Raw genomic sequence first — 24,396 nt, forward strand, 5'->3', positions numbered from 1 at the left:
TAGTGTTTGATACCGTGTCACTTTTAAATTGTTAAAAATAGACGTGTCCCTTGGTCATTTGAGGGACTATTTTTATAATTAAACAGGGATTTTGTTTTATTTTTAGTTTTAATCTATACAGTATTTTATTGATGCATTACACTAGTTTTAAGAAGATTTGTATATAATTTAAGGAGAACAATTACTCATGGAGAAAAATAAAGTAGTAGACATTAATAGTTTTGACAATTTGATAATACAAATTAATCAAACTGCTGGTGGCGTTCAGCGTGAAAGAGGAACATTATTTGAAAAATTAGTATTAGCTTATTTAAAAAATGAACCAACTTATAAGCGATTATACAAAAATGTTTGGACGTTAAATACAGTACCAGAAGAATTTAATATTCCTAAGAAAGATACAGGCGTAGATTTAGTTGCGCAACAATTTAATGGTGACTTAGTCGCTGTACAAGCAAAGTTTTATCAACATAAAATCGGAAAAGATGAAATTAATTCTTTTGTTGCTGAATTAGGAAAAAATTATTACCAACGAGGGTTAATTGTTTCTACCGTGGACGATTGGAGTGCAAATGCTCAAGAAACAATCGAACACAATCAAAAGGGTATTGAGTTAATTGGATTATCAGATTTACGTAACTCTCAAATTGATTGGACAAAGTTTAGCTTTGAAAGACCAGAAATCATTTCAATCAAATCACCTAAAAAGCTTCGTCCTTATCAAGAAGTAGCCTTAGAGCGTGCAGTGGAGCATTTTAAAGAAAATGACCGTGGACAGATGATAATGGCTCCAGGGACAGGAAAAACGTTTACTAGTTTAAAAATAGCAGAAGCTCTTTCTAAAAAACAAAGTAGACAATTTAAAGTGCTCTACCTTGTACCAAGTATTCAATTATTAACTCAAACCCTTAGAGGTTGGAATAACGATACTGAATTAAATATGGCAAGTATGGCAGTTACATCAGATCGTGATGCTTCAAGAGGGAGTGACGGTACAGAAGATATTAAGGCAAGCGATATTGGCTATCCAGCCACTACTTCGACAGAACAGTTGCTGAAGAATTGGAAAGAAGTAGAACAATCTCAAAAAGATTCAGATATTCTTGTTGTATTTAGTACCTATCAAAGTATAGAAGTTATTGGAAATGCACAAAAAGAGGGTTTTCCTGAATTTGATTTAATTATTTCTGATGAAGCGCATCGAACAACAGGTGCTCATGAAGCAAGTCAAGAAGCCAGTACATTTACAAAAGTCCATAGTAATACGAATATTCAAGGAAGAAAAAGAATCTATCAAACAGCTACACCTAAAATTTATGGTGAGAGTGCAAAAAAAAGTGCCAAGGATAAAAGTATTTTACTTTCTTCAATGGACGATGCGGGTAAATTTGGGGAAGTATTTTATCGTATCGGATTTGGACAAGCGGTTTCTCATGGCATTTTGACAGATTATAAAGTAATGGTTTTAGCAGTAGATGAATCGGCAATTCAAAAAGATATGCAAAAATCATTATCTGATCCTGAAAATGGGTTAAATATCGATGATGTTGGACGAATTGTAGGGATTTGGAATGGCATGATGCGACGAAATGGCTATAAAAATCCGATTAAAAATAGTCCTTATGACGGCGCACCCCTAGAACGTGCAATTGCTTTTACAAGAACAATTGCTGATTCAAAAAAAGTAACACAACAGTTTGAAGAAGTGGTTAATGAATACTTAGGGTCAGAATTGGAAGAAGAATCGATTCAATTATCTATGAGACACGCAGATGGAACAATGAATGCCTTACAAAAAGGGGAAGTTTTAGATTGGTTAGCAGATTCAAACAAACCAGAAGATGAAGCAAGAATTGTATCAAACGTAAGATTTTTAACAGAGGGCATCGATGTTCCAACATTAGATGCAGTTATCTTTTTAGCTGCTAAGAAGTCACAAGTGGATATTGTTCAAGCAGTTGGACGTATTATGAGAAAATCCGAAGGCAAGGATTACGGTTATATTATTCTACCAATTGTTATTCCTTCTGGAGAAACTCCTGAATCAATTTTAGACAACAATAAAAATTACGAAGTGGTTTGGCAAGTCATTAATGCTTTACGTTCTGTAGATGAACGTTTTGAAGCAATGGTGGATAAAATAAATATTGCGAAACCTAAGCAGTTAAAGGTTATTGGTATAGGCGGGGCACCAGCTAAGGGGAATGACTTGATCAATGAAGATTCTGATAATATATATCAAACAAAACTAGACCTTGAGTGGGATAAATTTGAGGGTGCTATTTATGGTAAAATCGTTCAAAAAGTTGGAGATCGTAAATACCTAGAAAATTGGTCGGCAGATGTGGCTAAAATTGCTCAACGTCAAATTAGTTGGATTAATAATAAATTAAAAGATAAAAAAGATCCAATTACGATTGAATTCAAAAAATTTGTCTCTTCATTGCAGCACAATATTAATGAGAGTATTGATGAAAATCAAGCTGCGGAAATGCTATCACAGCATTTGATTACTAAACCAGTGTTTGAAGCGCTATTTGATGAGTACAGTTTTGTTAATAACAATCCCGTATCAACAGCTATGGAAAATATCGTTAAAGAATTAGAAAAAGTAGGGTTTGCAAAAGAACAAGAAAATTTAGAACCTTTATACGAGTCAGTTAAAATGCGTGCTGAAGGTGTTGAAAAATCAGAAGATAAACAAAAAATTATTATTACGTTGTATGATAAATTTTTTAGCACAGCATTCAAATCAACAACAGAACGGTTAGGAATCGTCTTTACGCCTATTGAAGTTGTGGACTTCATTGTTAAATCAGTCGATGATGTATTAAAGAAGCATTTTGGAAAATCATTAGCCAGTGAAGGCGTTCATATCTTAGATCCGTTTACAGGAACAGGAACGTTTATCGTTCGCACATTGACTTATTTAAAGGAACAAATGGACAACGGGGAAGTTACGTTAGCAGATATTACACGTAAATTTACCCAAGAATTGCATGCTAATGAGATTGTTCTATTAAGTTACTACATTGCCGCTATAAATATAGAATCAACCTTTGATGAAATGACTGGTAAAGAACAGGGTTATACTCCATTTGAAGGAATTGTACTCACCGATACTTTTGAAAGTACAGAAATTGAAGATACATTGGACGATACTTATTTCGGCACTAACGATGAACGTCTAAAACGACAAAAGGAAGTTCCGATTACAGCTATTGTAGGAAATCCGCCATATTCAATTGGACAAAATAATGCTAATGATGATAACGGAAACATTCATTATCCTAGTTTAGAAAAAGATATTGCTGAAACATATGGAAAATTTACTTCAGCAACAGCAAAAAATGCCTTATACGATAGTTATATTAAAGCTTTTAGATGGTCAACGAATAGAATTAAATCCAACGGGATAATAGCTTTTGTAACAAACGGATCATTTATTGACAGCAATGCAACAAGTGGATTACGTAAATGCTGGTTTGAAGAATTTAATCATATTTATATTTTAAATTTACGAGGTGATGCACGTACACAGGGAGAACAACGTAGAAAAGAAGCTGGAAATATATTTGACTCTGGTAGCAGAACTCCGATTGCTATTTCTATATTGGTGAAAGATGAAAGTGAAAATCATGAAATTCATTATCACGATATTGGGGACTATCTAAGTCGGGATCAAAAATTAGAAATACTCCAAAATAGTAATTCTATTATCAATATTGACTGGAAATCCATTATTCCAGATAAGAATAACGATTGGATTAATCAACGTGATGAAATATATGATACTTTCCTTCCACTTTACTCAAAAGAAGGAAAACGTATATTTAATGATCATAGTATCGGGGCGCAAACAGCTAGAGATTTTTGGACATATGCCTTTTCTGAAAAAGAAGTATCAAAAAAAGTATCTAAGCTTATTTCCAATTATAATAGTGAAATTTCACGTTTATCTAGTATTAAAGATATAGATGAAAGACTAAAAAAGTTGAACACGGATGATTCTTATATTAAGTGGACAAGAGGATTAAAAAATAATTTTAAGCGAGAAAAAGAATTGGTGTATTCTGAACAAAATATTATTTTAAGTGAATATAGACCATTTACAAAAAAATGGCTTTATTACAGTGGTGATGTTGTTGAGTATCCAGCAAAGTTTAAAAATAGCTTTGGAGAAAATAATTTAATTATTTTTACAACAGGTACAGGTATTAGTAGAAACTTCTCAGCAATTATAGTTAATAATATACCAAATTATCACTTGATGGATACGGGACAAGCATATTTACGTTATGATAATTCACAAAACCATACTTTACTTGATAATAATTCAAACATCGAAAATAATGTATTAAATATTTTTGGATTAACAGAAGATAATATATTTTTTTACGTTTATGGAGTCTTAAACTCATCAGAATATAAAATAAAATATGCAAATGACTTGAAGAAATCAAGTCCTCGTATACCATTATTGAAAAATAAAGAAAAATATGTTGAGATTGGAAATAAGTTGGCAAATTTGCATTTAAATTATGAGAACCAACCGAGTTGGAATGGCGTTGAGGTTGTGATTAGCAATTCAACTCCTAATTACAAGGTAACAAAAATGAAACACCCTAAAAAAGGAGTATTAGATACTATCATTTACAATGAGCATATTACAATTAAAAATATTCCAGAAAAAGCTTATGAGTATATTGTTAATGGTCGTCCAGCAATTGAATGGATTATTGATCAATATCAAATAAAAACAGATAAAAAATCAGGCATTACAGATGACCCAAATGAATTTAGTGATGATCCTAAGTATATTTTAAATCTATTGCTTTCCATCATTACTGTTAGTATGAAAACATTGGAGTTAATTGATGAGTTGCCAGAGTTTGAAGTTGTAGAAGCTTAAAAAGGGCCCGGTTAATTGGGCTGATTAAGGCAATACTAGACCAGATATAGAAACAAGTACAAATAGACACTTGTTTAAATTTTTTGTAAAGGAGTGAATATTATGAGTTTTAATACTGAAACTAGAACTATACTAGATTTATTTCAACGCCCTTGTAGATATATTATCCCAAGATATCAAAGAAATTACGTTTGGAAAGAAACAAATTGGAGTGAGCTAATAACAGATATTAAATTTACGATAAGTGCATCAGGTAATATGTCCTGGTCTCATTTTTTAGGAACAATCGTTTTGAGTAATTATACACCACGGAGAGAAAATGAGACTATTCGTGGAATAACAGATTATGAAATTATCGATGGTCAGCAGCGTTTAACCACTATATATTTTGTTTTTATTGCTATATATAGACGTCTTTTATTAATAGATACACCTGAATCGAATAATAGAGCTACCTATATATATGATACATTTATCACTTCTTTATCAGCTAATTCAGAAAAAAATCTTGTTATTACTAATGATGATTTTAAAGATGACATAGAAAGAATTGTAGAAACAGCTAAGGAAAAAAGTATGCCTGATAAAAACAATCATTTTTATAATATGTATAATTATTTCTGTGTACATTTCCACAACCTTTCTTTTTCAGAAGTAGATACCTTTTTAAATAAGTTATTGGATATAAACATTGTAGAGATAGTCTCTGATCAGGAAGAAGAAATATATAATATTTTTGAAGTTTTAAATGCAAGAGGACAAAAATTAAAACAAATTGAATTATTGAAAAATCATGTTATGAAGTACGTTCAACCAAGAGAGGATTCCTTTATAGATGCTGCTAGAGATAAATGGAATGAAATAGTAAGAAATAGCAATAAATTACCAGATGTAGATAATTTAATAAATCACTTCTCAAAATGTTATATAAAAAAGAATGCCGAAAATGCGAATTCTGTATATCGATTAATTAAAGAAGAAATAAATATATCTGATTTAGGGACTTTATTAACTGATTTACATCAGTTTTCAATAGTTTATCAATCAATTACGGATAAAGATACAACAGATGATGTAATTGAATATTTTAATATAAAAAGAAATCAGCAAATACGGTCTTTATTAACATCAATTTCAATTTTAGAAAATCGAAATATAATTAATTCTGATGAAAAAAGAACAGCTTTTGTGAATATTCGTAATTTCTTTTTTATATTTAATGCTATGCAAAAAACTAGCAATAGGACAGATGATATTGTCAGTAATACTTCTTTTAATATCTATCACTGTCAGGAATCAACTCATTTTAAATTTATAATATCAGATTTTTTTCATAAAATTTCCTCACACATTAGCGAAGAAGAATTTAGAAATTCTTTTTATAATAATCAATCATTTAAATATTCAAACAAAGATCGTACGCTTAAAAGAAATTCTAGATTAGTAAAATATACACTTCAAAAATATTGTGAATCTATACAAACAGATACTATGCTAGATAGTAGACATCTGACCATTGAGCATTTACTTAATGATAATGGATATACAGATAATGCAAATTTGTATAATTTAACATTGACTACCGAATCTATTAATAGCGAAGAATTAGAAGATAAGTGTATTACAGAAAAAATTAGTATATTAGGTGCGAGATCATCTATTTTAGTCAATAGAAATTTATCTATTTATATGCACAATGAAACATTTGATCAAGATAAAAGAAAAGAAGATATGTTACATGAAATGTACAATAATATTTTTGAATTTGACCCTGAAATATTCCATATAACTAAAGAGGATATTGAGGACTTCAATAAACAGAAATCGATAGTACGGGAAAATGAGACTTTGAATAAGTTGCTTAATCAGTTGGGGAAGAATTTTTTACCACGGTTAAATGCAGATCCCAAATTGAATGAATCTTTGATGATGTATAGAGCTTTAACTGAAAGTGATGAGGCATGAATTTAACTAAACTTTATCAATGATTTTATTCGTAAAACAATATATGATATATCAAATACATTTACTAAACGTTTTAAATGTAACTAAAAAAGTTCACAGTCATTAGAACATATTTAATGAGAATGCATTACCTAACTTAATTAAATATAGGTTGAGGAAATTGAGTTCTAGAATGAAGTATTTCATTCTAGGGCTCGATTTTTGTTCTTAAAAAATTTCGATATTAAAAATAAGCTTAGTCATGTACCAAAATACTGTAACCATAAAGAAAGTTACCCTTTATTAGCCATCTTCTTCAACATGGCCCTTTTTCATCAATAAAAGCTATCCCCATCTTTTCCAACTCCCTAATTTAAAACAAAACCCTTTAGTGTAGAATACTTCTCCTTCAAAATAACCGTCTTTCTTATTTGAACGTGAAAATAAACCCGCATTAACTTAATGCTTGACTTAGCTTTTCTGCTAGAACTACTGTCATTGACATCCTTATCTCTTCCTTTCATTTTTCTTCTCTAAATTCTTTTGTTTCTGCATTTCTGTAAAATGTTTATATAGCATACTTCGATCTTTTAAAACACTTTCTTGGTATACCTGCAAATCTTCAAAAGTGTAAATGCTGTATTGTTTTTTCAAGTGATTTAAATCTTTCTTGGCATTATCGAATATTTTAAATTCTTGATAATGATCATGTTTAAACTCCTGTTTATTGGTTGCTGCTTTGTAATCCGCAATCAAGCGTGCGCTTGCTTGATAATCAGAAAAAGCGTGCGCTTTCCGTTCTAAATCGTGTAAAATTTCGTCCTTTTCCTGTAGGTTATTTTCAATAAACTGCACAAATTCTGCTTCCGTTTTTTGAATTTCCTCAATCTCTTCCAGGGATTTATGTTCGTTAAAGACTAAGTGACTAATCTCCTGCAAGTGAAGGATGTTTTGCTTGGTGGCCCATTTTCGCAAGCCATAATTGTTGGCATATTTTGCTTCGGTTTTATCAATTGCTTTAGTTTTAAGCGTGTAATCGAACTTATAAATCTGAAAATTCTTGTGCTCAATTCGATATCGAATTGAATTTTCCGTGTAATTCATTCCCAACGTTTTGGTACGCATGTACCGATTGGTTTTGTCATTTAAGAAGGCAAGATATTTCCCTTGCTTTGGTTTAAAACCTGCTTGATCCATTTCCTCAATAAATTGATCGTAAGTCTCACTTTTCTCAACGGATTGATCGATGGCTACTTCTAATTTTTCTTTAAAAGAAGTTCCTTTTAGTCTTGCACGTTGTTCGCGCTGAGTAATGTAATGCAGCTTATCTTCATGTTTTTTCTCTTGTGGAATAATTAAATGATATTTTTTAGATAATTTGTCATTCTCATGTCTTAGATTGTCGATTGTATTACGCCTTGATGTATCAAATAGTAACAAACTATCCATTTTCACCTGATTAAAAATAATATGATTATGAATATAATTCGTATCAATATGTGTCGCAATAATATATTGGTGTTCACCTTTTAAATAATTATCCGCAAACTCAATGCCAATTTTATGAACTTCTTCAGGCGTAATATTTTCTTCAAAATCAAACGATTGAATGATCATTTTCGCTTTATTTTTTGTTTCTTTTCTTAATAGATTTTTTCTTTTTTCGTATAAGTAATTGAAATCTTCCAAAATAAAATCTCTATCACAACCAAAGGTTGAGATCAGATCATTCCTCGTCTTTGTCTCTTGCTGTATATATTGAATCGCTTGATCTAATCGTTTTACAGATTGAATTTTAACAATCGACATTAGTCCTCACGTACTTTCCTATAGTCATCTAGAACATTTAAAATAGTAAGAAAGTCTTCTTCCTCTAATTGGCTATTTCGAGCAATTAATTTTTGATTGATGGCATAGATTTTTTCATCTAATACATTTGAAAAATCAACAATTGTATCATAATCATACGTATGAATTTGAAAACTTTTTAGGAAATATTCAATATAAGGGGGATAGGTTTCATCTAAATTACTTTGAATCGTTAAGTCAATAAATGAACGCAATTGAGAAACAATGTGTTCCTCAATATCCTCATAAATCAAATAATTAGGGACGCGTTTATTTTGATTTTCAAGTAATTCTCGCAATTGTCTTGCCGTCATTTTTTCCATTTCAATCTTTGTTGAATCAATTTTTACTTTCTCATTTTTCAACAATCGCTCTAAGCTTTTTAACTGATAGTCTATTTCTTTGACTTGACTATCGTCAATATAATTACTAAAGCGAATCTCACGAATCAAGCTATTGACGTTATTTCCAATTCGTCTAAACTGAATCACTAGATCTCTATAATCAGAGGTGTTTAAATTGACTGTGATCTGCTTTTCGACACTATTAATAACCAAAGCGGAAATGGTTGTCTTTAATTTTTCTGCTTTTTTTTGGATCATCTTTTTCTCTTTTTCTGTTACTCGAATCGAAAGTCTTTGTGTTTTTTCTACGGTATTCAATTAATCACTTCCTTAAAAATTATAAATTATAAATTACTAAAAAAATCGAGCGAAGCGACATGAAATCTATTTGCATTTATGCAAATAATTTTACAAGGTGATAGGATATTTCCTAACAGGTCAAAACGCCAGTTTTGGTATTTGTGTACACAAATACGTAGCCTGCCTAACATTTAATCGATTTATCTTTCAGGTTTATATTACCATATTTTTAACTTTTGTGATATGATTAATAAAACGTTTTCAAAAAGGAGGGTATGTTCTTATGGTAAGTATTGATGAAAATGTCGAAGTAGGGATTGAATTAACAACGACTTCGATTCGTTTAAGTGCAAAAGTGTTAGTCGCCATCATGGACTACTTTTTGAATCTTGGAACAGATGAAAAAAAGTATCAAGATTTAACCACAAAACAAGGAAAAATGAAGATTCAAGAACTATTTGAAAAGAATCAAAATAGCGGCGTAGAAGCACTCGGTAGTAATGTTTCAAAAGATGAGATCAACGCCATTACAAAAGAGCTCAAATCCATGGGTGTCGATTTTTCGCCAAAAAAAATAGGCAAAGATAGTTACTCCTTATTTTTTGCAGGAAAAGATCGAGAAGCGATTGAAACAGGGTTAAGAAACACAATTGAAAAATACGCTGTGAAAGAAACAAAGAAACAGGAACTAATGGAAAAAAGCAAAAAACCGCTTTTTTATATCAAAGACTTACAAGAAAAATCGAGGGTGCAAAAGCAGGAACAGTCAAAAGAAAAAGTTCGGACAAAAAAGCAAACGCAGAAACTTTAATTTAAAATTATTTATGGAAAGGAGAGTATCATGAAAAAATTAGTAGAATTACTGAATGTTGATAGTGACTTAGTAGCTATCCAAACCTTAGATACAGAAGAAATTTTTGAACTTGTGGTTAGCAAAGAGGAAAGTAACTTATATCAATTGTTGTTAGATGAAGCAAAAGAAGAAGAATTAGAAGATGAAGAAACGGGTGTGTTCGTCATTTTTGATGACGAAATAAAACAGTTGGTTCTGGCAGAAGATGAAAGTGGGTTGTTTTAGCTATGGTAGAACAACAAACACAAAAAGAGTTGGTTGATGAACTGACGAATAAAATGAATGAGAGTATCAAAAATTACAAAAATGATCCGTCAGAAGAATTAAAATTTTTAGATTTTATTAGTCGTTTTAACAATTATTCCGTTAGAAATATTTCACTGATTCAAAATCAATTTGGAAATGCGGTGGGTGTTGCGTCTTATAAACAACACAAAGAAAATGGATATCAAGTGCAAAAAGGTGAAAAAGCCATCCGTATTTTAGCACCTAAATTTCAAAAAATGTTTCAAGACAACGATCGACAATGGAAATATTTAAATCAGGCAACAACGGCGCAAAAAGTAAAAATAAAATCAGGAGAGTTGAAAACAGAAGAGCGCTTAGCAGGATTTCTTTCTGTACCTGTTTTTGATATTACACAAACAGATTGTCCTGAACAGGATTATCCAAAACTTTATCCGAATAAACCCGAATCCTTTACATTTAATGGTACAAAAAAAGATATAGAGACGTTGAGATCTGTTTTAATTGATTACGCTGAAGAAAAAAATGTTGCTGTTTCTTTTGACAAAACAAATAGCACAGCCAAAGGGTACTTTGAACCCGCAACCAATCGTATTGTCATTAAAGACCGTATGGATGAAGTTGAACAAATCAAAGTGTTGTTGCATGAACTCGCTCATGCGGAAATGCACAATGTTCATAAACTTGCGACAAAAACACCAGAGCAATTAAGATCAAGTGTATTAGAGTATCAAGCAGAAATGACCGCTTATGTTGTTAGTTCGACACTAGGAATTGATAGCGAAGACTATTCTAAAAAATATTTAGCAAACTGGACGAAAAGAAAAGTAGATGATGATGTATATATTCAATCGCTGGAAGAAGTGAAAAACGTTTCGAACAATTTTATGAATGATATCTCCCAGCGCTTCGATAAATTATCCAATGAAATTTCTTTCGATAAAATGAAAGCGTTTACTAAAGTGCTGAATGATTATCATAACCGTGAATTTACAATGGACAACACGGTAGAAGAGACAATCCACAAAATCGAAAAAAATGGTTATCATGCTACCATTGGGTTTATGGAAGAGGTAGATCAAACAAGTTCACTATGCTATTCAAAACAAATAGAATTTGATTTGAAAAAAGAGCAACAAGTGAATAGCTTATGGAATGAATTCATTTCGGTAGAATCTGTTTATCCTTATCCAATGGATGACTGTATTTCTGATTTAAAAAATGCTGAATTAGAAGATTTTTTTGATACAGATTCAAGTTTCAAAATATCAGTCGATGATGTTTCTCGTATGGTTAAACTAACCGCGTTGACAGACGATTCAAAATACCTCGATCAATTTATTACTGAAAATCATTTCGATTTAATTCATGTCGATTTAGACCTTATACACGAATCCAAGAATGAATTACTAAGAAATTTAGATGAAGATACCGTTGATTTTTTCAACCTCTATGATGTCAAACTACCTGAAACTTATATTTTTGATCACGAGTTTCAAGATTTGATTAAATTTCAGATTTCTCCATACGAAAGTTTTAAAGAACCAAGAAGTGGGGAAATACTTTTCATTAGAGATATTAGTCGGGAAAATGAGACAGAAGCATTTTCCAGCTACAAAGATTTATGGGAAAAGTACTTTAAAGACGAATTAAACAACGATTTGAATAGTTACTCATTAAAAGACTTACAAAAAAATGAATATCTTGCAAAATCGTCAACTCTTCTCGATCGTTTAGCATTATCAGATAAAAAAACAGAACAAACATTAGCTGCATTGAAACAACAAAGCAACACGATTAAAGAATTAGATCTTGATAATGATGGGGTACCTGATCGAATTGATCCTGATGATACAAGAAGTGTGATACGAACGGAAGCCGACAAGGATTTAGTCGGAAATAAAACGGATAAAGACCTGGAGATTGACAAGCCAACGAAAAAAAGAACAAGAACACGCTAAAAAATTGGTTAATTTGTTGTTTTTCCCACTAGTAGTTTTTCAGATTTTTGCTTGTATCAATGACTTGAGTATCATAGTATTCTTTAATACTAAAAAGAGATTTGAAAAGAATGTTTAGACCATTCTTTTCTATTTATCTTATATATTTTGTTCTTTTGTTCTTTTGTGTTCAAAAAAAAGCTATATTATCAAGGTTTTCAAAGGGTATAATGATACAAAAAACTATGCATTATGATACAAAATAATATGTATTATGATACAAAAAACTATGCATTATGATACATCACGTTGAATAAAGTATCAATATAAGGTACAATAATTTTTATTATGATACAAAGCAATATGTTCGTTGATACATTTAAAAAAAATAGTATCAATATGAAGCAAAATAAAAACATGAAGAATCTCCCTGCAAAGAAAAATTCTTCATGTTCGTTTTAAAACACGCAAAGGAGCGCATTTGTTATGTTAAGTATACAAAATAATAACCATCAAAACAAGAAACAGGTGTTGATTTTGGAAGAAATTCAAAAACGAAAAATAGTGGAACACAATGATTTAATTAGTAGTGTCGCAAAAATGGATAAAACGCCCTTAAAAATCTTTGAATTGGCGGTTTCTTGTATTGATACAGAAAACCCACCAAAAGACAATATCATCTATTTATCAAAAAAAGAATTATTTACTTTTTTTGATGTCACGGATAGTAACAAACATAGCCGTTTTAAAAAAGCGATTATAGAAATGCAAAAACAAGCTTTTTTTGAAATTAAAGAAACTAATGATAGTGCAAAAGGATATAAAATGAAGAGCATTGTGCCAATCCCTTTTGTTGAATGGAATAGTTATAATGATGAAGTTATTTTACAATTTCAGCCACAAATCATGCCTTATTTAATTGACTTAAAACAAAACTTTACACAATATGCCTTATCTGATGTCATGGAGCTCAATAGCAAGTATTCAATTATTTTATATAAATGGTTGTGTATGTACTACAATCAGTACGAGCATTACAGTGCCAAAGGTGGACGTCAGAATAAACAACTGGAGGAATATCGTAATCCGTCAATTAGTATTCTGGAGTTACGATACCTGACGAATACATTAGATGAGTATAAACATATTTCCAATTTCTTTAAAAGGATATTGGATGAACCAATTGAAGAAATAAATGCACGGACACACTTTATCGTAACGTATGAAAAAATAAAAAAGGGACGTTCAATTGTTGCAATTCAATTTCATATAACAAAGAAACAAGTAGCACCTCATAGCCTATACAAGGAAGAACAACAAGATCCCATTTATATCCAAGAAAAAGAAAAAAAAGAAGAACAGCAAACCATGCTCTTTGCGAAAGCTATGCAAAGTCAATACACCACAATTTTGATGGAAAATATGTTGATAGGGTACAAAGATATGCAACATATTGAGACAATGACGGGCTTACAAACAGTTGTATATCCATTATACGATGAACTTGTAGAATTAAAGGGACTACAAGAAGTTAAAAAACATATTTCCTACGTTTCAAGTAAACAAGAGGGCTATTCTAAGCGAAACATTGTTAAATACTTAAAAGAAGCAATTAAAGGATATTTAGTAAAGGTTAAAACTCAAAGGATTTAGTTTTATGATACAATGAGAAAAAATTTACCATTATTTTTTATGAAAGGACACTCGGGATGGAAAAGAAACAGCTTGTTGTAAATATTCCTAAAGACTTGGACGAAAAATTTCGGTTAGAAGTCAAAAAACAAGGAAAAAAATACAATTTATCTCTGGAAGAGGCATTAAAACTCTGGCTTGAGAAGAACAAGAAAGAGTAACAAGCTCTTTCTATCCTGAATTATGGTTTTTTAAGGTTAATTAAGGTTATTAGTGGGAATATAAAGGCTTTTATGTTATAGTAATTAAAATAAATATTTTGGATAAAGAAAAACAGAAGAAGGAGAGAATTTTAAAAAAAGTAAACGCGAGAGATGAAAGCGGTTAACTAAAATCGATATTAACTATAAAATGGAAGAACATCCTAGAAAAATAGCCGTCACACTAAGGAGAAATACAAATGGAAACCGAAGAAAAAAAAAGAACATTTACTCTAGATGAAAAACTGTTAGAAGAATTCAAAAAACAATCCACCGCTGCAAGTAAATCGTATAAACAGACAGTCAAAGAAGCGATTCAACTTTGGCTTGATTACTATCAGAAAAACGAAAAGAGGAGTTAATTATGAAAAAAATAGTGATAGCCTTGTCTGTTACTCTTCTTCTCTTGGTTGGTTGCTCAGGAGGCAGTGTTAAAACACAGCCTTCCATCACCCTCCCATATGAAATTACAAACGAGGAATCGGCAGAACTTAAAGATGAGGGACTAGAGTATTATACGGATTATCAGGTATTGGAAAATGTAACAGTTCGAGATTTAACTGCTGATGAAAACGAAGAGTTTTTGAAAAAGATGGAAGGGAATACTTTGAACACATTAAATTCAGAATATTCTGCCATTGAATTTGATTTTGGTCGTACGGAAAGAATTAATAGAATTAAAAGGACGATTTACACGTTTGATGAAGAGACTTCTAAATTTATTTATGATGATCAAATACTTAATGCGAATTTTTATCAACTAGCAACAAAAGAGAGTACCTTATTGGACAGATTTAATAAAGATAAGAATAAAGAAGTATCTTATGGAGAAATCATTGACGACTTTAAGATTGTTACACTTATAGAGAAAAAATTTATTAAAAAAGGGCTACAATTCAAAACGACAATCAATGATGAAGTGGTGTATATAGATATTGAATAGATAGGCAGGTGTAAATAAAATGAACAATTTAACTACTTCTATCTTACTAGTTGCTAAATGGTGGAATCCTTTTTCATGGGGAGATGCTCTGGGAGACGCTATAGAAGCGGTTCAGGCACTTTTAAACAATGTGATAGTGACGTCTGCTGGATTTGCGTTAGAGAAGATGACAGGGCTTTTTAATACGTCTGTGAATGCCTTGAGAAGTGAAGTCGCAATTACACCTGCAGAATTTGACGGAAACATGTTGGATATTTTAAAAAACATTTCTGATACGGTTGTTTTACCGATTGCTATTTTGTTGATTACTTACGTTTTTGTCTTACAAATTATTGAATTTGTAACAGATAAAAACAAAGGGGGCGAATTTGATGTTGGGAATGTCATCATGCTGATTATCAAAACAACCATCATGATTCTACTCTCTACCAATGCCTTTACAATCGCATTAGGTTTTTCCGATTTAGCTACCTGGATGATTGATAAAGTACCGACAGAACAAGTAGAAATTAGCGCAGATGTTTCTGAATCTTTGTTAAGTGCTTTAGAGCCTGTTGTCGTTCAAACAAATGAAGATGGAACAGAAAAAGAATTAGAAGATATAGATAAAGTGGAAAATAGAGATACACAAAGAATGGACTACAAACTAGGCGAAGGGTTATTGACTTTAATGGTTGCTGGTATAGGTTTTGTGATTGTCATGATTATTTGTGGCATTATCTACTTGGTTGCCTGGTCTCGAATTATTATGATCTTTCTTTATGTCACGGTTGCGCCGATTCCAATGGCAACGGTCATGTCGGATTCATGGGTCAATTCTATTGGACAGAACTATTTAAAAAATCTCATGGCACTGACAATACAAGGGTTTCTAATGTTGGTTTTAATGGTCGTCTATAACGGCCTAGTCTCTCGTACCGCTACTCTGATTAATGGTGGCGAAGGTGGCTTTATGGGTATGATTTTGATTATCGTCTCTATGGCTATTGTCGCAAAAATGCTGATTGGTACACATGGTTTAGCGAAATCGATTACTGGAGCAAGCTAAGAGAGGGGATAGAAAAATGTTGAAAAATTATTTTAAGCGACAACGAACGATATTCATTTTTATGGGGATCAATGTTGTCGCTTTCTTTCTAACCTTCCTTGGTTTGTTTGTCGAAATAAGGAACCGACAAGAAGCACTCGTTACTTTTTTAAAAACGTCTCAAATGACAAGTGACGTTCTACCAATTGCGATTCTTACGGCTATTACAGGTTTATTATTTGTTTGTTTTTTAGGGTTAGTTGGTGTCTTATTTATTAGAACGTTGATTCCCAACAAGAAAATCTTATCTGGGTTAGTCATGAAAGATGAAATGGAATTTTTATTGCGGATTCCTAATGAAATAAGGAAGGAAGTGGAAGCAAAAAATGGCAAATAATATCATTGTTCCAATCCCTACAGAATTAAAAGAGATTAAGTCTAAATTATTTATGGGGTTAACAAAACGTCAATTAATTGGGTTTGGATTAACAGGAATCGTCGTCATACCTTCCTTTCTTCTTTTGAAAGGAATCGACATTAATCTAGCCATGTACGGAGCCTTCTTTTTAGGCGCACCGATAATCTTCGCTACGATTTACACCAAAGATAAACTCCATATTGAAAAATGGTTTAAAAATTGGCTTGAAACCAATATTTTGTTTAAAGAAAAAAGGCGGTATCGTTTAACTAAAGAAAATAGAGAAATCGCCATTCAAAGGGGGTTAATCAAAGGTGATTGAAAAAAAGAACTTATTTCAAAGGATTCAGCAAGCAATTAATAATCAAAGAAATGATATTCGATTGTTATCGACACAAGAGAGCTTGCCTTTTGATGCGTTTGATGCCAATGGCGTTGTTTCAATCGGAAAAGATACTTATAGCAAGAGTCTGCGGTTTAGTGACGTTGGCTACCAGCTGTCAAAAGATGAAGATAAAACAAGAATTTTTTCGCTCTATTGTTCCCTCTTAAATTGGTTTGATCCGGCAGTTCGTTTTCAATTTTCATTTATTAATCATGCTATTGGACAACAAGCACCTCATAATCGAAGTCTCGATAAGGGAAGCGAAAAGCTTCAGCAATTACGCAAAGAATATTTTGATTTTATTGATAACCAACGAGAAAAGGGAAATAACGGGATTACGAGAAATAAATATCTCACCTTTTCCATCAAGGATTCAAGTCCTGAAAATGCTAGACGTAGACTTGAAACAATTGAACAGAACGTAAAAAGGCTACTTAAACGCTTGGGCGCAAGCACTTACTCCTTGAATGGTGTAGAACGTCTTTCGGTGTTAAATAAGTTATTGAACAACGGAGAAAAAAGCTATATCGACGTAGAACATCTGCCGAATAGTATTTTTGATAAGGGATTGGAAAAAGATTACATTGCTCCGAGAGTACTTGATTTTAATAACGAGAAAAAAACTTACTTCAAGTTGGGGAAACGATTTGCAGCAACCCTTTATTTCAATGTCACATCATCTGAATTAGCAGACCGAGTATTGGTTGATTTTTTGGAACTACAAAAAGAGTTAGCCATTAGTATTCATATACGGTCGATGGATCAACATAAAGCGATTCGGATGATGAAGATGAAAAGTTCGGACTTGGACGCCATCAAAATTAAAGAGCAGCAAAAAGCCATTCAACGAGGGTACGACATGGACTTAATGCCTGCTGACTTGGATTCGAACCGCGAAGTGGTCACAAAACTCTTGAAAAACTTACAATCAGAAGATGAACGCTATTTTTATATCACATTTACGTTAACGGTTTTTGACGATACCATCGAAAAACTAGAAAACACGATTTATCAATTAACCTCCTTGGCTCAAAACTATAACTGTGAAATGTTGAGTTTAAAAAACCAACAAGAAAAAGCTTTTATGAGCGCCTTACCTTTCGGAAATAACTTGAACGAGGGCGAATTTGAAAGAGGGTTAAACACAACTGCTACGGCAATATTTGTACCATTTACCACGCAAGAATTGTATCAAGAAACCAATGACCCTGTGTATTACGGACTGAATGCCTTGAGTAATAATTTAGTGCAAGTGAGTCGAAAAAACTTGCGTGCACCTAACGGCCTTTTCTTAGGTACCCCAGGTTCAGGGAAAACCTTTAGCGCAAAAAGAGAAATGATTGATACGTTTTTGAGTACACAAGATGAAATTATCATCACAGATCCAGAAGGGGAGTATGGTGATTTTGTCCGTCAACTTGAAGGCGAAGAAATGATTCTTTCGCTTGATAGTAACGTATTTATCAATCCGTTAGATATTAACGAAGAATATGGCGGACAAGAAGAGAATGACCCGATTCGCTATAAATCGGATTTTATCACTAACATGATGAATATTATCGTGGGTACAAAAGACGGATTGACCGGAAAAGAAAAGAGTCTGACGGATAAGGCGGTTAGAAAAGCTTATAAGCCTTATGTTGCTTCAAATGGAGACCCGTCAACCATTCCCCTGCTAGAAGATATATATAATGCGTTTAAGACGTTTAAAGAACCTGAAGCAAAAGAACTAGCAGACGCTTTGGAACTCTACGTAGAAGGCTCTTTAAATGTCTTTAACCATCGAACGACGGTCAATGTAACCAGTCGGATTGTTTCTTTTAATATTCAGCACTTAGGCAGTAACTTAAAAGATTTGGGGATGCTGATTCTCCAAGACTACGTTTGGAATCGGGTAACGAAAAACAGAAACAAAAACGTGACCACCTGGTATTACATGGACGAATTTCACGTATTACTAGCGGACGAACGGACAAGTGGTTATTCTGTTGATTTTTGGAAGCGCTTTAGAAAGTACAAAGGTATCCCTACAGGCATTACCCAAAATGTACAAGACTTGTTATCTTCTCCTAAAATTGAAACAATCTTGGGGAATTCCGATTTTATCTATCTTTTAAATCAAGCATGGGAGGATAAGCTGATTCTTCAAAAAAAATTAAATATCAGCGACTATCAAGCGGAATACATTACTAATAGTGAAGAAGGGGAAGGCCTGATTGTCTATGACGGAGAAATATTACCGTTCAAGGATAAATTTCCTAAGAATAACTCTTTATATCCCGTCATGACTTCAAAACCGGAAGAATTGGCGGCATATAGGAATCAGTAAAAAAAGCAATAAGAAGGGTGTGTGAAACGTGAAAAAAAATGTAAACACTACTGACGATTTTGCTAAGAAAGCGACTGAATTTTCTCAAGATAAAGTGACAGAGGCGACAAAAAGGGTTGTCTTTCAATCAATAACGACACCTGTTTCAAGTTATTATCAGACAAGAAAACTGAAGATTCATAAAGAGAACATCAAATTGATTCAAGAAGGAAGACGATTCGAAAATCAGTTTGAAAAGCGCACTCCGCTAATCCAAAAAAGAGAAAACTTGCTGACGAAAAGAAAACAGCTCTTAAATAAATCAAATCGATTAGACACAGCTCTTGGATATTTAGACGTAGATTTAAAAGAAGAAAAGTTTCTAAAAAAAGACACGAAAACGATGGGAAGAGACCCAACTAAAAAATCTTTTGAAAGTGACTCCATAGCGAAATTTGAGAAGAAGAAAAACCAAAACCAGCGTTCACGATTGGATAATCCTTTAACATCAAAAACAGTAGGTAGTCGAAATTTTGCTCAAAAAGTAGTCACAAGTCCTGTTAAAGCGCTAAGTAAAACAGGCACAACGTTGAAAGATGGCATTAACAGCGAGGTTGAAGAAAGTGATATGGCCGGCATACAGCTTGCCAATCAAATGATTTCACCAGTTGCAAGTACTCTTAAATTTGAAGCCAATCACTTTGTTGCTAGAAAAGTGGGTTTTGATCGTAAAGCCTACCGTTTAGAGAAAATCGAAAAGAAGATTCTTAAAGTGGATAAAAAACTTGCCAAGGAAACAAAAGCAAAGAGAAAGCGAATCAGAAAAGAAGCGAAAATAAATGCGAAACTCATTCCAGGTAATACGGTGGCTCTAGCAAGTCCAATTAATATGCGAATATTCAATGCAATGAATTTTTCTACAGGTAATATTTTTAAAAACATAGTTGCTTTGGTTCAATCAATCAAAAATATAAAGGGGCTAGCGATAATTGGTGGATTCGCTTTGATTTTTTTAATTCCAATGCTCTTAATGACCCCGATTGCAACATTAGGTGGCGGCGCATTGATAGGGATAAATTCGAATACGACTGCTTCACAACTGTCCCTCTCACGCGCAATGCTAGATGAAGATGTCCTGAAATGGGAACAAACGGTTCTAAAAGAATTAAAAGCATACGGACTTGAAGACTATTTAGATATGGTTTTAGTCATTATTCAATTGGAAAGTGGTGGACGAGTAAAAGATGTCATGCAATCCTCTGAAAGTGCAGGACTAGCCCCTAATGCCATTAAGAACGAACAGGACAGTATCAAACAAGGAGTTAAGTACCTGAATGATTTAATAAAGGCGCAAAAATCTTACGGTGTCGATATTCAAACATTAATTCATGGATACAACTACGGGATTGGTTTTATTTCGTATGTTGCCTCAAATGGCGGAAAATGGACACAAAAATTAGCAGATAACTTCTCTTCAATCCAAGCGGAAAAAATGGGTTGGAAATCGTATGGTGATCCTTCTTACGTCTCTAAAGCAATGAAATATCTCACGGTTAATGAGAATGCGGTGAGTTTAGCGTCAGCTGTTAATCCATTAGATTTTTATGCCGATATGAAAACGGAAATGGAAAAATATTCAGGTATGGTGTATGTATGGGGTGGAAAAAATCCTCAAACAGGCTTTGACTGTTCAGGGTTAACCGCCTATCTTTATAGTCTTTTTGGTATCCAGATTGATTCGTATACAGTTAGTCAATTTGATCAAAGTACACCCGTTTCCTTAGAAAACGCCCGGGCAGGTGATTTAATCTTCTTTAGGGGAACGTATGGATCGGCAGATTTTATTAGTCATGTGGGTATTTACGTCAATGAAACCACGATGTTTGACGCCAATTCATCGGGGGTTGGTTATCATACATGGAATACCGGTTATTGGTCGCAACACAGGCCATCCATTCGAAGAGTCATAACAAAGTAAGTAAAAATGAAAGCACACAAAGGAGCGGTATTGATGGATATTGAAAAAATCAAAGAACAAATGGCAAAAAAAGAAGCACAAATTCAAAAAACAGAAGAACGATTGAAAAAATATCGAGAGCAATTGAAGGAATTAGAGCAACAAGTCGAAGTCATCAAAGTGAATAGCTTATTACAAACGATTAAAGAAAAAGGTTTGAACATCGAAGAAGCAGCAAGCCTGATTGAAGGGTTGGGAAAAGATTCAAATAAAGGAGAAAGCTAATGAAACCATTCAAAAAAGCAGTTTTATTCCTCTTACTTTTTTCTTTTTCAATGCGAACACCCGCTGTTTTTGCAGAAGATGAAGAGAATAAGGAGAAAATCGAAGAAATCACAACAGATAGCGAACTAGCAGAAGCAGAGAGTAAGTTAAAAGAAGACCCCGTGAATCGAGATAAGGAAATCTTGAAAATGCCCATTGAAACACCTGCTTCTGTGACAGGCGAAAAATTCAATGGCAGCGGAACGGTGGTCGATTTTACAACGACTGGTTCGAAAGCTTTTTATACAGTTCAAACAACGGATCATTCGGTCTATTACATTATCATTGACCTGGATAAGACAGAAAGTAATGTCTACTTCCTATCAGAAATAAATGGCGAAGAGCTTTCATTGAGTGAAGTGGCCTCTAAAGATGGGAGTATGAACAAAGAATCCGCCACGGCAACAGACAATAAGGTTCAAAAGGTAGAAAAAACAGAGATAATTGAGCAAAAAGCCGAATCTGCTACTACAACGAAAACACCAAGTAAGAACAATTGGTCGTTTTGGGTTCTTCTCATTGGTGCAGTCATCTTATTTAGTTATCAATTCTTCTTTGGGAAATTAAAAAATCTCAACCCATTAATCAAAAAGAAACAGCTAGCGAATACGGATGAAGAAATACCTAATGAGAAAGAGATTTACAATGAGCAGTTTGTTTCAGAAGATGATGATGACGATGAAAGTTAATCGAGTAAAAGTATATTTAGTAAATTTGGATAGAGAAGAAATTGTGTTAAGTTTACCGGTAAAAAATTCGGAGTTAAGAGAATTACTGATTGCTAAAAAAGTCGTAGAAGCGAATCAATCCGAAGTAAAGCATTTAGATAGTCCTTTAAAATCCGTAACAGCAACCGAAATCAGACATTTTACAATTCGAAAACCCACTAACGTGTATTACCTGAATAGTTATTTTCTCTTTTTAAAGGAAATGAACCTGGAATTTCCTGCAGAGCCCCTAGAGATCACAACTAATCGACTAAAAGAATTAATCGCAGATCTTCTACAACTAGAAAGAAACGACATGAACTTAGAAGAAGTCTATTCAATTATCAACGCAACCAATTCAGGTGAAACAAAAAAGACAAAGAATGGGAAACCAATATTTAGTATTCGGCAGTTGCAAAGTGACAACAAGGAAAGGAAGCGAAAACGACTTGAAAAAACGAAAGAGTAAAAAAGCGCTGCTCATTGGGATTGCCATCATTGTAGTGAGTGTTGTTCTCTTGATTGGCGCGTTTATCGGTTACAACAAGGTCTATCTTCCTTCTCTAAAAGATGTGACAGTAGCTGTTTATAAAGACAATGGCGTGAAAATCGATCAACTCGCTTTTAAAGAAAAAAGCTATTTACAGATTTTAGACGAGCAAGACCAAGTAATAGAAAGAATTGATCTTGATGAACAGACACCTGATGTAACGCTAGACGGTCATTCTCCTTTGTTAAAGGATTGGGAAATCAAACAAAAGGTGCAAAAAAACGGATTGTTCGAACGAGATGAAGTTTATTACACCGCCAAGCCAACATACTTAGAAAACAAAGATTTTGTACTTACATTCATGACCGATGAACGCAGTCATTTTTTTGAAAACGAGCAACAAATTTCTTCACTTAGTAAACCTTATAAGGCAGGAGAACCAGTAACTCATTATTTGCCTGAACCAACGATTGACGAGGACTTTAAAGGCTATTGGACGTTGAATCATGAAGCTGTGACTGATGAAATAATCATCAATGAAGACACTGTTCTTCAATTTAAAACCTATCAAGATAAAAATGACAATTGGATTGATGATTTTAGCGAAGCATTTACGGTAAACTTTGTTACCAACACAGGCGAAGAAATTGAAAATCAAGTAATTGGTTGGGAAGGAACCATTGGACTTCCTCAATTACAGACCTTAAAAGAAGAAAACAAAGTCTTTTACGATTGGTATTCAGATGAGCAATTGACGAATGTAGTGACGAATGAATCAAAAGTAACGTCTGATATGACGTTGTTTGCAAAAGTAAAAAGTATCCCCGAAATCATCAATACAACGATTGAACACCCGATTACGCGTAAAGATATTGCTATAGAAGTTCAAAGCGTGTTGCATGAGCAAAATAGTGACATCGATAAACAATTTAATACGAAAGTGTTAGAAGAAGAGAAGGAGCGTAAAGCTCTCAAAGCATATAACAAAGCAAACAATATCTTGAGCGAGAAGGTTGAGCAAGTCACCCAACTTCACAACCTAGGGCAAAAGAAGCTTTATTTAATTACCTTTTTAGATCCATTGAATCAATACCTTTATTCGATTGTTGCGCCCTATGGCCAAACAATAAAAGTCGTTTATGAAGACGGTCAATTATTCAAAGAGTATGCCGTTAGACAAGATTCAACCATCATTTTAGATCAAGAAACGCTACTGACTGAATCAAGTGATTTGGATCGATATGATTTTGAATACCGACAAATCAATGATTCTGTGTTTATTAAAGTACAACCTGTTGGAAAATAAAAAATAAAGAAAAAGGGAGTGTTTTATTATGGAATTTTTCGTTCAAGGAATTAGTGTGTTACAAACAATCGTTATATTAATTGGTGGAGGACTTGGTTTATGGGGAATTGTCAACTTAATTGAAGGTTATGGGAACGATAATCCTGGCGCTAAATCACAAGGAATGAAACAGTTTATGTCAGGGGCAGGACTTGTATTAGTTGGACAACTCTTGGTACCAGTGTTGGGGAACTTGCTTTAATACGTATGATT

The 24,396-nt window shown here is 33.0% G+C and carries 21 protein-coding genes; 19 read left to right on the top strand and 2 right to left on the bottom strand.

The genetic code is table 11. The features are described 5' to 3' along the window. The first annotated feature begins 187 nt into the window (after window positions 1–187). On the top strand, window positions 188–4,912 hold the full coding sequence (locus JOD14_RS04875) for a DEAD/DEAH box helicase (protein WP_204653699.1): 4,725 nt from the start codon (window positions 188–190) through the stop codon (window positions 4,910–4,912). Window positions 4,913–5,014: 102 nt separating this feature from the next. Further along, the gene (locus JOD14_RS04880; RefSeq protein WP_204653701.1) at window positions 5,015–6,877 is read left to right on the top strand and encodes a DUF262 domain-containing protein; all 1,863 of its coding nucleotides are present in this window, start codon (window positions 5,015–5,017) and stop codon (window positions 6,875–6,877) included. A 486-nt stretch (window positions 6,878–7,363) separates the two neighbouring features. Here the strand turns inward: JOD14_RS04880 and JOD14_RS04885 are convergent, their stop codons facing one another. Together JOD14_RS04885 and JOD14_RS04890 are read right to left on the bottom strand one after the other, a co-directional pair. Further along, a complete protein-coding gene (locus tag JOD14_RS04885) occupies window positions 7,364–8,665 on the bottom strand; it encodes a relaxase/mobilization nuclease domain-containing protein (protein WP_204653703.1) in 1,302 nt (433 codons plus the stop codon). Next, the gene (locus JOD14_RS04890) at window positions 8,665–9,366 is read right to left on the bottom strand and encodes a plasmid mobilization protein (protein ID WP_204653705.1); all 702 of its coding nucleotides are present in this window, start codon (window positions 9,364–9,366) and stop codon (window positions 8,665–8,667) included. Before JOD14_RS04890 ends, JOD14_RS04885 begins: the two co-directional genes overlap by 1 nt. 265 nt (window positions 9,367–9,631) lie before the next feature. Between JOD14_RS04890 and JOD14_RS04895 the strand changes: the two genes are divergently transcribed. The 17 genes from JOD14_RS04895 (at window position 9,632) to JOD14_RS04975 (ending at window position 24,385) form a co-directional block, all read left to right on the top strand. Beyond that, window positions 9,632–10,159 (top strand): DUF3801 domain-containing protein, encoded by a 528-nt coding sequence (locus JOD14_RS04895; protein ID WP_204653707.1) that lies wholly within the window; start codon window positions 9,632–9,634, stop codon window positions 10,157–10,159. 30 nt (window positions 10,160–10,189) lie between these two features. Next, on the top strand, window positions 10,190–10,426 hold the full coding sequence (locus tag JOD14_RS04900) for a hypothetical protein (RefSeq protein ID WP_204653709.1): 237 nt from the start codon (window positions 10,190–10,192) through the stop codon (window positions 10,424–10,426). 2 nt (window positions 10,427–10,428) lie between these two features. Then, window positions 10,429–12,408 carry an ArdC-like ssDNA-binding domain-containing protein gene (locus tag JOD14_RS04905; protein ID WP_204653710.1) on the top strand — a complete coding sequence of 660 codons (1,980 nt, stop codon included), beginning with the start codon at window positions 10,429–10,431 and terminating at the stop codon, window positions 12,406–12,408. Between the two features lie 465 nt (window positions 12,409–12,873). Next, window positions 12,874–14,040, top strand: coding sequence for a RepB family plasmid replication initiator protein (locus tag JOD14_RS04910; RefSeq protein WP_204653711.1), 1,167 nt, complete (start codon window positions 12,874–12,876; stop codon window positions 14,038–14,040). A 56-nt stretch (window positions 14,041–14,096) separates the two neighbouring features. Further along, the gene (locus tag JOD14_RS04915; RefSeq protein WP_204653712.1) at window positions 14,097–14,240 is read left to right on the top strand and encodes a hypothetical protein; all 144 of its coding nucleotides are present in this window, start codon (window positions 14,097–14,099) and stop codon (window positions 14,238–14,240) included. A gap of 239 nt (window positions 14,241–14,479) precedes the next feature. Continuing rightward, entirely contained in the window at window positions 14,480–14,641 is a 162-nt protein-coding gene (locus tag JOD14_RS04920) for a hypothetical protein (protein ID WP_204653713.1), read from the top strand. 2 nt (window positions 14,642–14,643) lie between these two features. Further along, complete coding sequence (locus JOD14_RS04925) at window positions 14,644–15,222, top strand: hypothetical protein (RefSeq protein WP_204653714.1); 579 nt, start codon at window positions 14,644–14,646, stop codon at window positions 15,220–15,222. A gap of 136 nt (window positions 15,223–15,358) precedes the next feature. Beyond that, on the top strand, window positions 15,359–16,270 hold the full coding sequence (locus JOD14_RS04930; RefSeq protein ID WP_204653715.1) for a VirB6/TrbL-like conjugal transfer protein, CD1112 family: 912 nt from the start codon (window positions 15,359–15,361) through the stop codon (window positions 16,268–16,270). Between the two features lie 16 nt (window positions 16,271–16,286). Further along, window positions 16,287–16,646 (top strand): hypothetical protein, encoded by a 360-nt coding sequence (locus tag JOD14_RS04935; RefSeq protein ID WP_065813888.1) that lies wholly within the window; start codon window positions 16,287–16,289, stop codon window positions 16,644–16,646. Then, window positions 16,636–16,989, top strand: coding sequence for a PrgI family protein (locus JOD14_RS04940; RefSeq protein ID WP_065813887.1), 354 nt, complete (start codon window positions 16,636–16,638; stop codon window positions 16,987–16,989). The genes JOD14_RS04935 and JOD14_RS04940 overlap by 11 nt, the downstream gene beginning before the upstream one ends. Then, a complete protein-coding gene (locus JOD14_RS13495) occupies window positions 16,982–19,381 on the top strand; it encodes a VirB4-like conjugal transfer ATPase, CD1110 family (protein WP_204653717.1) in 2,400 nt (799 codons plus the stop codon). Before JOD14_RS04940 ends, JOD14_RS13495 begins: the two co-directional genes overlap by 8 nt. 28 nt (window positions 19,382–19,409) lie before the next feature. Beyond that, a complete protein-coding gene (locus JOD14_RS13500; protein WP_204653719.1) occupies window positions 19,410–21,338 on the top strand; it encodes a bifunctional lytic transglycosylase/C40 family peptidase in 1,929 nt (642 codons plus the stop codon). 33 nt (window positions 21,339–21,371) lie between these two features. Then, window positions 21,372–21,602, top strand: a complete 231-nt coding sequence (locus JOD14_RS04955; protein WP_204653721.1) for a hypothetical protein — start codon at window positions 21,372–21,374, stop codon at window positions 21,600–21,602. Continuing rightward, the gene (locus tag JOD14_RS04960) at window positions 21,602–22,330 is read left to right on the top strand and encodes a CD1107 family mobile element protein (RefSeq protein WP_204653723.1); all 729 of its coding nucleotides are present in this window, start codon (window positions 21,602–21,604) and stop codon (window positions 22,328–22,330) included. Before JOD14_RS04955 ends, JOD14_RS04960 begins: the two co-directional genes overlap by 1 nt. Then, window positions 22,320–22,817: a hypothetical protein gene (locus tag JOD14_RS04965; protein WP_065813883.1), complete on the top strand. Its 498-nt coding sequence runs from the start codon at window positions 22,320–22,322 to the stop codon at window positions 22,815–22,817. Before JOD14_RS04960 ends, JOD14_RS04965 begins: the two co-directional genes overlap by 11 nt. Continuing rightward, window positions 22,798–24,144 (top strand): InlB B-repeat-containing protein, encoded by a 1,347-nt coding sequence (locus JOD14_RS04970; RefSeq protein WP_204653725.1) that lies wholly within the window; start codon window positions 22,798–22,800, stop codon window positions 24,142–24,144. Before JOD14_RS04965 ends, JOD14_RS04970 begins: the two co-directional genes overlap by 20 nt. A 28-nt stretch (window positions 24,145–24,172) precedes the next feature. Next, window positions 24,173–24,385 carry a Maff2 family mobile element protein gene (locus JOD14_RS04975; RefSeq protein ID WP_065813881.1) on the top strand — a complete coding sequence of 71 codons (213 nt, stop codon included), beginning with the start codon at window positions 24,173–24,175 and terminating at the stop codon, window positions 24,383–24,385. Window positions 24,386–24,396: the final 11 nt, after the last annotated feature.

Origin of the sequence: Enterococcus lemanii (assembly GCF_016909125.1) — a bacterium.
GTDB classification, from domain to species: domain Bacteria; phylum Bacillota; class Bacilli; order Lactobacillales; family Enterococcaceae; genus Enterococcus_I; species Enterococcus_I lemanii.

Bases quoted from the DNA above. Each gene is read 5' to 3' on its own strand.
- JOD14_RS04875 (WP_204653699.1), top strand. From the start codon at position 188: ATGGAGAAAAATAAAGTAGTAGACATTAATAGTTTTGACAATTTGATA.
- JOD14_RS04880 (WP_204653701.1), top strand. From the start codon at position 5,015: ATGAGTTTTAATACTGAAACTAGAACTATACTAGATTTATTTCAACGC.
- JOD14_RS04885 (WP_204653703.1), bottom strand. From the start codon at position 8,665: ATGTCGATTGTTAAAATTCAATCTGTAAAACGATTAGATCAAGCGATT.
- JOD14_RS04895 (WP_204653707.1), top strand. From the start codon at position 9,632: ATGGTAAGTATTGATGAAAATGTCGAAGTAGGGATTGAATTAACAACG.
- JOD14_RS04900 (WP_204653709.1), top strand. From the start codon at position 10,190: ATGAAAAAATTAGTAGAATTACTGAATGTTGATAGTGACTTAGTAGCT.
- JOD14_RS04905 (WP_204653710.1), top strand. From the start codon at position 10,429: ATGGTAGAACAACAAACACAAAAAGAGTTGGTTGATGAACTGACGAAT.
- JOD14_RS04910 (WP_204653711.1), top strand. From the start codon at position 12,874: ATGTTAAGTATACAAAATAATAACCATCAAAACAAGAAACAGGTGTTG.
- JOD14_RS04915 (WP_204653712.1), top strand. From the start codon at position 14,097: ATGGAAAAGAAACAGCTTGTTGTAAATATTCCTAAAGACTTGGACGAA.
- JOD14_RS04920 (WP_204653713.1), top strand. From the start codon at position 14,480: ATGGAAACCGAAGAAAAAAAAAGAACATTTACTCTAGATGAAAAACTG.
- JOD14_RS04925 (WP_204653714.1), top strand. From the start codon at position 14,644: ATGAAAAAAATAGTGATAGCCTTGTCTGTTACTCTTCTTCTCTTGGTT.
- JOD14_RS04935 (WP_065813888.1), top strand. From the start codon at position 16,287: ATGTTGAAAAATTATTTTAAGCGACAACGAACGATATTCATTTTTATG.
- JOD14_RS04940 (WP_065813887.1), top strand. From the start codon at position 16,636: ATGGCAAATAATATCATTGTTCCAATCCCTACAGAATTAAAAGAGATT.
- JOD14_RS04955 (WP_204653721.1), top strand. From the start codon at position 21,372: ATGGATATTGAAAAAATCAAAGAACAAATGGCAAAAAAAGAAGCACAA.
- JOD14_RS04960 (WP_204653723.1), top strand. From the start codon at position 21,602: ATGAAACCATTCAAAAAAGCAGTTTTATTCCTCTTACTTTTTTCTTTT.
- JOD14_RS04965 (WP_065813883.1), top strand. From the start codon at position 22,320: ATGAAAGTTAATCGAGTAAAAGTATATTTAGTAAATTTGGATAGAGAA.
- JOD14_RS04975 (WP_065813881.1), top strand. From the start codon at position 24,173: ATGGAATTTTTCGTTCAAGGAATTAGTGTGTTACAAACAATCGTTATA.